General features: G+C 53.9%; 12 protein-coding genes. 11 read left to right on the top strand and 1 reads right to left on the bottom strand.

Annotated elements, in window-relative coordinates:
- The first annotated feature begins 12 nt into the window (after positions 1–12).
- Both FRY97_RS01100 and FRY97_RS01095 read left to right on the top strand, forming a co-directional pair.
- Positions 13–2,541: a zinc-dependent metalloprotease gene (locus tag FRY97_RS01100; protein WP_147165569.1), complete on the top strand. Its 2,529-nt coding sequence runs from the start codon at positions 13–15 to the stop codon at positions 2,539–2,541.
- Positions 2,542–2,627: 86 nt separating this feature from the next.
- The gene (locus FRY97_RS01095; protein ID WP_147165568.1) at positions 2,628–3,119 is read left to right on the top strand and encodes a hypothetical protein; all 492 of its coding nucleotides are present in this window, start codon (positions 2,628–2,630) and stop codon (positions 3,117–3,119) included.
- 266 nt (positions 3,120–3,385) lie between these two features.
- Here FRY97_RS01095 and rimO read toward each other — a convergent pair whose 3' ends face one another.
- Complete coding sequence (rimO, locus tag FRY97_RS01090; RefSeq protein WP_147165567.1) at positions 3,386–4,702, bottom strand: 30S ribosomal protein S12 methylthiotransferase RimO; 1,317 nt, start codon at positions 4,700–4,702, stop codon at positions 3,386–3,388.
- Between the two features lie 344 nt (positions 4,703–5,046).
- Between rimO and sufB the strand changes: the two genes are divergently transcribed.
- From sufB to FRY97_RS01045, 9 genes are all read left to right on the top strand, one after another.
- Entirely contained in the window at positions 5,047–6,492 is a 1,446-nt protein-coding gene (gene sufB, locus FRY97_RS01085; RefSeq protein WP_147165566.1) for a Fe-S cluster assembly protein SufB, read from the top strand.
- A gap of 60 nt (positions 6,493–6,552) precedes the next feature.
- Positions 6,553–7,314, top strand: a complete 762-nt coding sequence (sufC, locus tag FRY97_RS01080) for a Fe-S cluster assembly ATPase SufC (protein ID WP_147165565.1) — start codon at positions 6,553–6,555, stop codon at positions 7,312–7,314.
- Between the two features lie 86 nt (positions 7,315–7,400).
- On the top strand, positions 7,401–8,738 hold the full coding sequence (sufD, locus tag FRY97_RS01075; protein WP_170254442.1) for a Fe-S cluster assembly protein SufD: 1,338 nt from the start codon (positions 7,401–7,403) through the stop codon (positions 8,736–8,738).
- Positions 8,739–8,816: 78 nt separating this feature from the next.
- Positions 8,817–10,058 carry an aminotransferase class V-fold PLP-dependent enzyme gene (locus FRY97_RS01070; protein WP_147165563.1) on the top strand — a complete coding sequence of 414 codons (1,242 nt, stop codon included), beginning with the start codon at positions 8,817–8,819 and terminating at the stop codon, positions 10,056–10,058.
- Positions 10,059–10,070: 12 nt separating this feature from the next.
- Positions 10,071–10,490 carry a SufE family protein gene (locus FRY97_RS01065; protein ID WP_147165562.1) on the top strand — a complete coding sequence of 140 codons (420 nt, stop codon included), beginning with the start codon at positions 10,071–10,073 and terminating at the stop codon, positions 10,488–10,490.
- A gap of 20 nt (positions 10,491–10,510) precedes the next feature.
- Complete coding sequence (locus tag FRY97_RS01060; protein WP_147165561.1) at positions 10,511–10,822, top strand: SUF system Fe-S cluster assembly protein; 312 nt, start codon at positions 10,511–10,513, stop codon at positions 10,820–10,822.
- Positions 10,823–10,846: 24 nt separating this feature from the next.
- Complete coding sequence (locus tag FRY97_RS01055) at positions 10,847–11,311, top strand: RrF2 family transcriptional regulator (RefSeq protein WP_147165560.1); 465 nt, start codon at positions 10,847–10,849, stop codon at positions 11,309–11,311.
- 201 nt (positions 11,312–11,512) lie between these two features.
- Positions 11,513–12,715 carry a DUF4230 domain-containing protein gene (locus FRY97_RS01050; protein WP_147165559.1) on the top strand — a complete coding sequence of 401 codons (1,203 nt, stop codon included), beginning with the start codon at positions 11,513–11,515 and terminating at the stop codon, positions 12,713–12,715.
- Between the two features lie 5 nt (positions 12,716–12,720).
- Positions 12,721–13,317 (top strand): methyltransferase domain-containing protein, encoded by a 597-nt coding sequence (locus FRY97_RS01045; RefSeq protein ID WP_147165558.1) that lies wholly within the window; start codon positions 12,721–12,723, stop codon positions 13,315–13,317.
- The last annotated feature ends 63 nt before the right edge of the window (positions 13,318–13,380 follow it).

The raw sequence follows: 13,380 nt of genomic DNA, 5'->3' as shown, positions 1-13,380 counted from the left end.
ATATACCAACGTATGAAGAAACAACAACTGATCTGGTGCTGCCTGATCGCTGCACTGCTCGCCTTTGGCACTACGCCCTCATTTGCCCAAGACGGGCCAGGGGATGGAGACCCTAAGGAAGCTGGGGCAGACGATAGCAAGGGCAAAAAGAAAGAGAAAGGGTATACCGACATCATTACCGAGGATGCCATCTCTGATGAAGGCCTCTTTACCGTCCATAAAGTAGAGGACAAATATTACTTCGAACTGCCTAAGTCATTGATGGAGCGTGAAATCCTGGTCGTCAGCCGGATTTCCGGGCATGTCAAAAACCTGAACTTTGGAGGGGCTGGCATGCGGTCCCGCCCACAGCAAGTCATCCGATGGCAGGAAATGGACGGGCACTTGCTGTTGCGCTCCGTAAGCTACAACAGCGTTGCCACTCAAGGCGACCCCATCTATGAATCGGTCAAAAACAACAACTACGAGCCCATCATCGAGCGGTTCAAGGTCGCAACGCAGAACGAGGACTCTACAGCCTATGTCATCGATGTGACCAAGTTCTTCTCTTCGGATGTGCCTATGCTCGGCCCAATGACTGATGGGCAGCGCAAAGCCTTCAAAATCAAAGGCCTTGACAATAACCGCAGCTTCATCAAGCACATCAAAGCCTACCCGTCCAATGTCGAAGTCCGCCAAGTGCTCACTTACCGGGGGGACGAGCTGCCCGACAATCAGATCACAGAGTCTATGACTATAGAGATGAACCAATCGTTCATCGAGCTGCCAGAAGAGCCCTGGCAGCCCCGCTACTACGATGACCGGGTAGGGTATTTCAGCTTGCGCCAAACCGATTACAGCCTGGATGAACAGAAAGCGGCCACCAAGCGCTTCATCACCCGGTGGCGCCTCGACCCCGTAGACATGGACGCCTACAAACGTGGCGAGCTCGTAGCGCCCAAAAAGCCTATCGTCTACTATATAGACCCCGCTACCCCTGAAAAATGGCGGCCATACCTGAAAAAAGGTGTAGAGGATTGGCAGGCGGTTTTCGAAAAAGCAGGCTTCAAAAATGCAATCATCGCCAAAGACCCTCCTTCCAAAGAAGAAGACCCCGAATGGAGCCCCGAAGATGTGCGCTATTCGGTTATCCGATACGTTTCTACTGACATCCAAAATGCAATGGGGCCTCATGTGCACGACCCCCGCACTGGAGAAATCTTGGAAAGCGATATCATCTGGTACCACAATGTGATGAACCTCCTGCGCAATTGGTTCCTCATTCAGACCGCTGCGGTCTATCCGGATGCCCGCAAAGTGAAATTTGATGACGAGCTCATGGGCGAGCTCATCCGGTTTGTGGCCGCTCACGAAGTAGGCCACACCCTCGGGCTCCCGCATAATATGGGCTCAAGCGTTGCTTACCCTGTTGACTCTCTGCGCGCACCGGGCTTTGTACAGCGCATGGGCGTTGCCCCTTCCATTATGGACTATGCACGCTTCAATTACGTTGCTCAGCCAGAAGACAAAGGTGCAGGTGTCATGCCGAAAATCGGGCCCTACGACGAATGGAGCATCATCTACGGGTACAAGCTCGTGCCTGAGGCTGCTTCCGCAGAGGAGGAGCGCCCAGTGCTCAACGAGTGGATCAAATCTCGCGATGACGACCCCATCTACCGATATGGGCAGCAGCAGTGGCGGGTCGTCGACCCCAGCGCTCAAACGGAAGACATCGGCAGCGATGCCGTAGAGGCCAGCGACCTGGGCATAGCAAACCTCAAGCGCATTGTGCCCAACCTGATCACGTGGACCGCCCGGGATGGGGAAGACTACGAAGACCTCTCTGAAATCTACCGTCAGGTTGCTGGGCAGTTCCGCCGCTATGTCGGCCATGTCGGCAACAACATAGGGGGCGTGTACGAATACGACAAAACCTACGATCAGGAAGGAATTGTGTACACGCATGTGCCTAAAGACAAGCAGCGCGCTGCAGTCAACTTCCTGAACCGGCAACTTTTTGCTACCCCCACATGGATGATCGACCAAGACATCATCGGGCGGGTCGGCTCTACTGTCATCGTTGACCTTATCCGCGGGCTGCAGGACTACGGGCTCAACCTCCTGTTCACAGGCAGCCGCCTCGAGCGCATGATGGAAAACGAGGCGCTGAACGGCAATCAGGCTTACACCATGAGCAACCTGTTCGAAGATACCCGCCGCAGCATCTTTGCAGAAATTGGCGCGGGCTCAACCCCCGATGCCTACCGGCGCAACCTGCAACGGGCGTATATCAGCCAAATGGGCAGCCTGCTTATGGCTGGAGGCGATGTTGACATCAGCGATGCCAAGGCGATTGCCCGCATGACACTGGAAACACTAAAGGCAGACATTGCGAAGGCTGCCAAACGCGCCGACGGTATGCAAGGGGCACACCTCAAAGACCTGCTCGCGCGCATTGACATGATCGAAGAAGGGAAAATGCCTGGCGGAGCATCAAGTGGCCGCAACGGCATAGGCCAAACGCCCGCCGATAGCCACTTCGGCTGCTGGCATACACACTAGCCCATCCCTGGCATTTCCGCCACAACAGCAGAGCGGCTGTACTGACACAGTACAGCCGCTTTTCTTATCTTTACCAAAAAAAAGCCATGTTCAACCGCGCGCTCTTCTACACCGCACTCCTCCTTTGCAGCACACTGATGGCCCTCTCCTACGCCTGCACTACTGAAAACGGAGCCCAACAACCGGCCCCTAAGCCCGAAGCAGATGGCAGCAGCCCATCTAAACCCATCATCATCCGGCAGCCTATCAACCCCAACGGCGACAGTGAGCTGGCCCTCCTCATGCGCGCCATGTACGAAGAAGCGGAACGGATGAAATCCGCTATCGAAAATGGCGAAAAGCCTGAAATCACCCTCGATTACAAAGCGATCCTTACCGCTGAGGCAACAGAGCCAGAGAAAGCCGCTTCCGATACCTACAAAGTGCATGCCCAATCCTACCTTCAGACACTCAAAGCGCTGGAAAATGCTGATGTCGCCAAGGCTAAAATGCTGTTCGAGGACATGGTCGACAGCTGCATGGGCTGCCATACCGCGCTTTGCCCCGGGCCTAAAGCCCGCATCAAGAAATTGTACTGAGCAAAACGCAGCCTGCCCTAATGCTTTTAGGGGCCTCCCCCGCCTCACGGCAGGGGCGCTACGTTCCGGGGCTCGCTATCCGCTCGGCCTTATCAGGCCTGCCGCCCCTGCACATCGCTAGGCCGATGCCCGGCTAGGGCTTGCAGGCTTTAGCCCAATACTAAAAGCCCTGGCAGTATTTGCAATTGCCAATACAAAAGCCCTTCCTGATCCAACTCAGAAAGGGCTTTTCCAAAACCATCAGGCCATTTAAGCAGCCCGCTGTATCAGCCGGCCGCTACTTCTCCAAAAATATCGTATTCGGTAGCTTCTGTTATACGGACATTGGCAAAGTCGCCAACCCGGACATACTGGCCTTCGGCAGGTACCAAAACTTCGTTGTCTACCTCAGGGCTATCCCCTTCAGTGCGCCCAACGAAATACCCGCCTTCTTTGCGGTCGAACAGCACCCGGAAAGACTGCCCTACCTTAGCCTCGTTCTTCCGGGCAGATATCGCCTGCTGAATCTCCATGATGCGGTTTGCGCGCTCCGCTTTTATTGCTGCGGGCACATCGTCTTCCAGCCCATAAGCAGAGGTGCCCTCCTCGTGGGAATACTGGAATACGCCCAAGCGGTCAAACTCCATCTCCTCTACAAAATCGCAAAGGTCCTGAAACTCCTCCTCCGTCTCGCCGGGGAAACCGACGAGCAGGGTGGTCCGCATCGTGATGCCCGGCACCCGCTCGCGGGCCGCTTTTACCAGAGCTACGGTCTCCTCCCGGGTAATCTGACGGCGCATACGCTCTAGCACCCCGTTGTTGGCATGCTGCAAAGGGATGTCCAAGTAATTGCAGATTTCCTTGCGCGCCGCCATAGCCTCGAATATTTCCATCGGGAACTTGCTGGGGTAAGCATAGTGGAGCCTGATCCATTCAATGCCCTCTACATCCGCCAAAGCATGCAGCAGGCGCGGCAGTTCGCGTTTTTTGTATATATCCAGCCCGTAGTAAGTGAGCTCCTGTGCAATGAGCAACAGCTCTTTCACCCCCATGCGGGCCAGGTTGCGGGCTTCCTGCACCAGCTCTTCCACCGGGCGGGAGATGTGCTTGCCGCGCATCAGTGGGATGGCACAAAAAGAGCAAGTCCGGTTGCAGCCTTCTGATATCTTCAGGTAGGCATAGTGCTGAGGGGTGGTCGTCGTGCGCTCCCCTATGAGCTCATGCTTATAGTCGGCATTGAGCTTGGCAAGCAGCCCGGGCAACTCCAAGGTGCCGAAGTAAGCATCTACCTCAGGTATTTCAGCTTCCAAGTCGTCCTTGTAGCGCTGTGAAAGGCAGCCCGTCACATACAGCTTATCTATCCCGCCTTCCTTTTTGATGTCCGCATACTCTAGTATGGTATTGACCGACTCCTCCTTGGCCAAGTCGATAAAACCGCAAGTGTTCACAATGACGACATTAGCCTCCGCATCATCATCTTCGTGTACGACCTCGAAATCATTGCCGCGCAGCTGCGTGATGATGTTCTCAGAATCGACCCGGTTTTTGGAACAGCCCAGGGTAATGACGTTTACTTTATCTCGTTTGAGCGTTTTGGTCTTCATATCAAGCATTTAGCGGGCGCAAAGATAGGCAAGGGAGCGGACAATTGTTAGCCCTTGGCCTGTTTAGGTCTTCTCCCTAAACATAGGTATATCCTATCCAAGAATAGGATATTTATATCAAAGAATTTTGTTCTGTACTTAATTTTAATCACAGTGAAATACACCAGAAATCAAGCCTCTGCCCAACAAAAGGCACTACACAAGGGCTGTGCCCCTACCCTACCTAATGTTAGGTAGAACAGCTGCTGAAAGAAAAGCTGAACCTTATTTGTACTTTTTTGTATAAATTACTCACCTTTGCACTTAGATTAAGTCTAAATAACACGCCAAAACAGGATTCAGATATGAGCGATTCCATGCAGACGCTGGAGCAGCATACCAGAAGCGACTACAAATATGGCTTCAGCAGCAATATCGAAACCGATAAGCTGCCCAAAGGGCTCAACGAAGGCACCGTGCGCGCGATCTCCAAAAAGAAAAACGAGCCAGAATGGCTGACGGAATGGCGCCTGAAAGCTTACGAGCAATTCTTGGAAATGACCGAGCCGACCTGGCCCAATGTCGATTACCCGCCAGTGGACCTCCAGGACATGGTGTACTATGCCGCACCCAAAAAGAAGAAAAAGCTGAACAGCCTCGATGAGGTTGACCCTGAACTGCTGGAGACCTTCAACAAACTGGGCATCCCTCTGGAGGAGCAGAAAATGCTTGCCGGCGTAGCCGTAGATGCGGTCATCGACTCTGTATCCGTAAAAACGACCTACAAGGAGAAACTGGCTGAGCTGGGCATCATATTCTGTTCCTTCAGCGAAGCGGTACAGGAGCACCCCGAGCTGATCAAGCGCTACATCGGCTCTGTTGTGCCTGCTAACGACAACTACTACGCTGCGCTCAACTCAGCTGTGTTCAGCGACGGCTCTTTTGTCTACATCCCTAAAGGGGTAAAATGCCCTATGGAGCTCAGCACTTACTTCCGGATCAACGAGCGGGATACCGGGCAGTTCGAGCGCACGCTTATCGTCGCAGAAGAGGGCAGCTCCGTCAGCTACCTTGAAGGCTGTACCGCCCCTATGCGGGACGAAAATCAGCTGCACGCTGCAGTGGTAGAGCTTGTTGCAATGGACAACGCCACCATCAAATACTCTACCGTACAGAACTGGTACCCGGGCGACAAGGACGGCAAAGGCGGCATCTACAACTTTGTGACCAAGCGCGGGCTGTGCAAGGGCGTCCGTTCTAAAATTACCTGGACTCAGGTAGAGACCGGCTCTGCAGTGACTTGGAAATACCCAAGCTGTGTGCTGCTGGGAGATTACTCCGTAGGGGAGTTCTACTCTGTAGCCGTAACCAACAATAAGCAGCAGGCCGATACGGGCACTAAAATGACCCACATCGGCAAAAACACCCGCAGCACCATCATATCCAAAGGGATTTCGGCCGGGTACAGCCACAACTCTTACCGTGGCCTGGTCAAAATTGGGAAAAAGGCAGAGAACGCCCACAACTTCTCTGTGTGCGACTCCTTGCTCATGGGCGACAAATGCGGGGCCCACACCTTCCCTTACCTGGAGGTGGAAAACAATTCCGCTAAGGTAGAACATGAGGCTACCACCTCCAAAATCGGGGAAGATCAGCTGTTCTACCTCATGCAGCGAGGGCTCAGCGAGGAAGATGCGGTCAATACCATCGTGAACGGCTATTGCAAGGAAGTCTTCAATGAGCTGCCTATGGAGTTCGCCGTCGAAGCTCAGAAGCTCCTGGCCATCAGCCTGGAAGGCAGCGTTGGCTAAACCGCGGACGCAACTCCTTTTTTCAACCTCTTAATCAGAACGCAAATACCTTATCATACTATGCTCACAGTAAAAGACCTCAAAGTCTCTATAGAAGATAAAAATATCCTCAAAGGCATCAACCTCGAAGTAAAACCTGGCGAGGTGCACGCCATCATGGGGCCCAACGGTTCTGGCAAAAGCACCTTCGCCAACGTGCTCGCAGGCCGGGAAGAATATGAAGTAGAAAGCGGCAGCATCGAGTTCCTGGGGGAAGACCTGCTGGAAATGGAAGTGGACGAGCGCTCACTGGCTGGCATTTTCATGGCTTTCCAGTACCCTGTGGAAATCCCTGGGGTCAGCACCTCCAACTTCCTCAAAAGCATTGTGAACGCCAAGCGTAAAGCTCAAGGGCTGGAAGAGCTCAATGCCATGCAGATGCTCAAGCTCATCCGCGAGAAAATTGCAATGGTAGGCATGAAGGAGGACTTCCTGCGCCGCTCCCTCAATGAAGGCTTCTCCGGGGGAGAAAAAAAGCGCAGTGAAATGCTGCAGATGGCCCTGCTGGAACCAAAGCTCGCTATCTTGGACGAAACCGACTCTGGGCTGGACATCGACGCCCTTCGCATTGTGTCCGAAGCCGTAAACGAACTCCGCTCTGCAGAGCGCTCCTTCGTCATCGTGACCCACTATCAGCGCCTGCTCAACTATATCGAGCCTGATTTTGTGCACGTGCTCTACAATGGCCGCATCGTGAAGTCTGGCGATAAATCCCTTGCACTTGAGCTTGAAGATAAAGGGTACGATTGGATCAAGGCAGAAGCCGATGCGGTGACCGCTTAAACGCCGCCAAGACGCTGCCCTCAGCAGGAGCTCATCCGATTTTGAACCCTATGCAGCAAAAGAAGCTGCTCCAAATATCTAAATTCATGTCAACTACCGTAGTAGAAGACCGTTTCGCTGTAGAAAAACAGCGCTTCCTGGATTTATTCGAAAAACACGGCGCCGCCACCGGCGCCGTTCACCCGCTGCAGGAGTATCAGCAACGGGCCATCCGACAGGCAGGGGCGCTTTCTTTCCCTACCCGCCGGGACGAAGAGTGGAAGTACACAAGCATCAACCGGATTGTACAGCAGGAGTATCAGCTCGGGGAGCAGGTAGCGGTATCCGCTGATGCGCTCTCCCCCTTCATCCCTGAAGGGCTCGATGCCCACCTCATCGTTTTTGTCAATGGGGTCTATCAGCCTCAGCTTTCTGATGAGAAAACGCTGCCTAAAGGCATGTCTGTGCTCAAGCTGGAAGATGCCCTCGACTCTGATCAGTTCGGCACTGTGGCCCGGGGAGAGCTGGAGAAAATGCTCACAGAGCGGGAAGACATCTTCCTGAGCCTCAACCTCGCGTTCTCCCAGCACAGCCTTTTTTTCCATACCGCTAAAAATACTCAGGCAGAGCGCCCAGTGTACATCCTGCACTTGGCTGCCCCAGGCGGAACGCCCATTTACAACAGCCACCTCAACATCTTTGTCGCAGAAGAGAGCAGTGAGTTCACGGTCATCGAAGGGCAGTTCCAGCTTCCTGGCACTTCAGGCGTCTACTTCAACAACCTCGCCAACCGGGCATTGGTCAGCCCTAATGCGCACGTGCACCATTATTGCCTTCAAAATGAGGGCGAGCAGGGTTTTGTCATCAACAATACGGATGCAGCCCACGACCGGGACAGCACCTTCAACAACTACACCATTGACCTAGGGGGAAGGATTGTCCGGAACAACCTCAATACCGTGCATTTGGGCTCCAACCTTACCACCAATTACTACGGTATTTATTTTGGCAATGGGGAACAGCACATCGACAACCATACATTCCTGGATCACGCTGTGCCACACTGCCAGAGCAATGAGCTGTACAAGGGCATAGTGACGGACAAAGCCCGGGGTGTTTTCAATGGCAAAGTGCTGGTCAGGCAGGACGCCCAAAAGACCAACGCTTTCCAACAGAGCAGCAGCCTCGTCCTGTCCAATAAAGCACAAATGGACAGCAAGCCTCAATTGGAGATTTTCGCAGATGATGTCCGCTGCAGCCACGGTGCCACCATCGGGCAATTGGATGAGGACTCCGTCTTCTACCTCCGCAGCCGGGGGATGAGCGATGCCGCAGCCCGCGCCATGCTGCAGTTCGCTTTCATCGGCGAGGTGCTCGGGCATTTCCCGAACCAAGCGGTAAGCACATTTGGAGCAAAAATGATCGCGGAGAAATTTGGCGCATAAGCTTGCCCGGAAGCCTATACATTTTTTGGCAACAGCCCCGGGCACCGTCCGGGGCTGTGTACATTGACAACAACTATTATGGAATCAACAGCAACGCCAGCCATCCGGACTTTGGAAGAAATCCGAAAAGATTTTCCGCTGCTGGAACGGGAAATGAACGGCCAACCTTTGGCTTTCCTCGACAGTGCAGCTTCCAGCCAAAAGCCCAACGCTGTCATTCAGAAGATAGCGCGCTACTACGAACAAGAGCACGCCAATGTCCACCGTGGGGTATACCAGATCAGCCAGGAAGCGACCACCGCTTTTGAGGAGGCCCGCGAGCTGGCACGTGAGCTGATCAACGCCCCTTCTGCCGAGGAAGTGATTTTTGTGCGGGGCACTACAGAGGGCATCAACTTGGTCGCCTCCTCCTACTCCCGGAAGTTCATTCAGCAGGGGGACGCAGTGCTCATCACCGCAATGGAGCACCACAGCAATATCGTGCCCTGGCAAATGGCCTGCGAAGCCCAAGGGGCCGAGCTGAGGGTGGCCCCTATCAACGATGCCGGGGAGCTGCTGCTCGAGGAGCTGTACGCCATGCTGGACGATAAAGTAAAAATGGTCGCCCTCACCCATGTTTCCAATTCCATGGGCACCATCAACCCGGTCAAAAGCATCATCAGCCGAGCTCATACACTGGGCATACCTGTGCTGGTAGACGGCGCTCAGGCCATCCCCCACATGAAGGTGGATGTGCAAGAGCTCGATGCGGATTTTTACACCTTCTCTGGCCACAAAATGTTCGGCCCGACTGGCGTTGGCATCCTTTACGGCAAACGGGAATGGCTAGATGCCATGCCGCCCTATCACGGGGGGGGCGAAATGATAAAAACCGTCACTTTCGAAAAGACCACTTACAACGAGCTCCCACACAAATTCGAAGCGGGCACACCTGATATCGCAGGGGTCATCGGGCTAGGTGAAGCCATCCGTTATATGAACAGCATCGGGCATGGCCGCATACAGGAGCACGAGCACAACCTGCTAGCCTATGCTACGGAGGCTCTAAGCCAAATCGAAGGGCTCCGGATAATCGGTACTGCACAAGATAAAGCCAGCGTGGTCTCTTTCATCGTTGATGGCGTCCACCCCTATGATTTGGGCGCACTGCTCGACAAACAAGGCATTGCAGTCCGGACCGGGCACCATTGTACGCAGCCATTAATGGACCGCTTCGGCATCCCCGGGACGGTGCGCGCCTCCCTGGCTTTCTACAACAACCAAACGGATATCGACCGCCTCGTTGCAGGCGTGAAACGTGCACTGAATATGCTGCGCTAAACTGAAAGGACTATGGAAATCAATCAGATACAAGATGAGATCATCGATGAGTTTGGCTTTTTTGGCGATTGGATGGAAAAGTACGAGTACATTATCGACCTCGGCAAATCTCTGCCACTCATCGAAGAGCAGTACAAAGATGAAAGCCACCTGATCAAGGGCTGCCAAAGCCAAGTGTGGCTGCATGCTGCAGAGATGGATGGCAAGGTGCAGTTCACTGCAGACAGCGACGCCGTCATCACCAAAGGGATCATCGCGCTGCTCATCCGGGTGCTCTCCGGGCAAAAGCCAAAGGATATCAGCCATGCCGATTTGTACTTTATCGAGAAGATCGGACTGAAAGAGCACCTCTCCCCTACCCGGTCCAATGGGCTGGTCAGCATGGTCAAGCAAATGAAAATGTACGGCCTGGCTTTGCAAGCCAAGCCTTAATCTGAAACTGTTCCGCAGCTATGGATAATGCGACACTGGAAAAGCAGATCATCGAAGCCATCAAAACCGTTTTCGACCCCGAAATACCGGTAGACATATACGAGCTCGGGCTCATCTACGGCATCAACATCGGGGAGGAAGGCAGGGTTGGCGTGCGTATGACCCTCACCACGCCTATGTGCCCGGTTGCTGATTCATTGCCTTTAGAAGTGCAAGAAAAAGTTGGCGGAGTAAAAGGAGTTTCTGACGTAGAACTAGAAGTAGTCTACGATCCGCCATGGAATAAGGAAATGATGAGCGAAGAAGCCCGCTTCGCGCTCGATATGTTTTAACCCCCTCAGCCCAACCGCAAAGCCATGAAAATATCAGCACAAGACGAATACGGCCTCCGCATCCTCATCCGGATCGCTCAGTCGGGCCAGGAAGAAGGGCTCAGCATCCCTCAGCTCAGCGAGCAGGAGGGGATGTCAGCCAGTTATGTAGGCAAGCTCACCCGACTGCTCCGCATGGCCGGTTATATAGAGAGCACCCGTGGGCAGAAAGGGGGCTATATACTAGCCATGCCGCCAGAGGAGATCAACATCGGCGAAGTGCTGCACGCGCTTGGCGGCGCGCTGTTCGACCGCAGTTTTTGCGACAAGCATGCTGCAGGCTTCAAGCTTTGTACCAACTCTGTAGACTGCTCGGTAAGGTCTTTATGGAGCGTTGTGCAGAGCGCTATAGACCATGTCCTTAGCCAGGTCAGCCTGAAGGACCTGCTCAGCACAGAGCAGCAGTCAGATGCTGCCCTGCAAGCCATATTGATGCAAATGCAAAACTAGCTGGCCTGCCAAGGGCACAGCAATTTATCTTTGCCCCGGGCTCAGGCAGCACGGCATTTTTGTGCCCCAGCACTGATCAAAATTGAAATTCGCTTGACCAGCCCAGATCCCTAGCTGTTTTTCAGCACCAGCCCCGCTGTTGCTGAGCTCTGAACTGCAGGCATTTACGGCTCAAATCCATTAGCTTCTCAACCTTGCCTTATGGCCAGAAACACTTCAGATACCGGTGCCAGCCGGCAAAGTTTGTTGCGTGCGCTTGCCGCCACCCTTGGGCTTGGCCTTATCGGGCTGTTCATCTACAAAAAGGTCATCAGCCCAGCGGGCTATACCGATGTGCCCCAAGAATACCAGGTCACTTATGTGCCCTCTGATTTTCAGCTCCAGATAGACGAAGAGCAGGCCTTGGACATTTTGTCCAACCCCACACGCAACCGCCGGGCATTTGACCGGCTCGTGTACGACCTCAACCTGAACATCCTGCGCCATGTCGGGCGCAGGATGAACTTGGACGACAGTGCGCTCGGCCGGGTGCAGGAGGAATATGAAAAACATCACCCCTACCTTGCAGAGCTATATTTCAATGACTTCACCCGGCTGAACGACACCACCGGCCAGCTTTACGAAACTTGGTACGATAACGAAGGCAGCGGGGCGGTACAGGCCCTGAGGGAAGTGGCCGGGAAGTATACCTGCTTTTTGGTGACACAAGTGATCACCTCCCTTGTCCCAACTCAGGGCGGCAGTATCTATGCCAAGGGGAAAGAAGTCAATACGCCTTGTGGGGTCGCTATGCAAGAGGCAGTAGCACCTATGCTCGCCAAACTGTCTGACCGGGCGGCTATCCGGGATTTCGGCCGGTCGCGCGGGCTGTTGCAGGAAAAAGTAGAGCGCGTTATCGCCGAATTGGCTACGATGGAAGTACGGGACAAGAAAGGCCTCAACCGAAACCTACAGACCAAGGTGTTCGGCTTCGCGGTGTCCTCCTCAGATATCGAAGTCTCTGCCATCAGCCTCCTGAAAGTGGGCTTCCGCCTAAATGATTACTTCGACATTCAGCTGAACAGCAGGCAAGAGGTTGTCACCATCACTTTGCCCCAGCCGGTCATCCTTTCACACGAAGTGTACCCCAAGATTGACAAACTAGACATTGGCTGGATGAGGGAAGTGGAAAATATTGACCTCAACAAAAACTTTAATGTCTTGCGGTCTGAGTTCAGGAGGGAAGCGCTGGAAAGCGATATTTTTGAAAAAGCCGAAAACCAAGCCATAGAACTGATGAACACGCTGTTTGGGCCAATTGTCAAAGGCATCAGCCCGAAGTACCAGCTGCGGGTCGTTTTCGCTGATACCGGAGCGCCTTTGTATGAGGACCTTTCGGAAGAGGCCAACCAATACCCTGACTAAATAAAATGGAGACAGAACTGAACGCTGCCTATTGGGAAAACCGCTATCGGAACGGGGATACGCCTTGGGACATAGGCTACCCCTCCCCTGCCCTTGTCGATTACTTTAGCCGGGAAGTGCCCATCAGCAGCCGGATACTCATCCCTGGCGCAGGGTTCGGGCACGAAGCGCGCTGGCTTGGGGAGCAAGGCTACAGCAGCGTCTACATCTGCGACTGGTCGGCAGAAGCCCTGCAGCCCCTGAAAGCTACGGGCCTTTTCCCTGATGAGCACCTGATTGCCGGCGACTTCTTCGAGCTGTCGGGCCAGTACGATTTCATCATTGAGCAGACCTTTTTCTGTGCGCTGCCGCCTGCCAAAAGAGCGGCTTATGCTGCGCAGTGCCACCGGCTGCTCAAGCCAGGAGGGCGGCTCGCCGGGCTGCTTTTCAACACCGTTTTCCCATTCGATGGGCCGCCCTTTGGCGGCCATAGGGAAACCTATGAAGCTTTGCTGCAGCCTTTGTTCCATAAGGTGGCGCTTTCCCCTTGCTCGGGCAGCATCGCTCCAAGGGCTGGGCGCGAGCTTTTTTTGGAAGCACAAAAGCAGCTGCCTGCTATCTAAATTAAGTCTAAATAAGTTTGCAGATCAATCCGGCAAGCACTACCTTCGTTCCTTGGCAAAAGC

Origin of the sequence: Phaeodactylibacter luteus (assembly GCF_007993045.1) — a bacterium.
GTDB classification, from domain to species: domain Bacteria; phylum Bacteroidota; class Bacteroidia; order Chitinophagales; family Saprospiraceae; genus Phaeodactylibacter; species Phaeodactylibacter luteus.
This window is presented reverse-complemented; position numbering and strand designations above follow the sequence as displayed.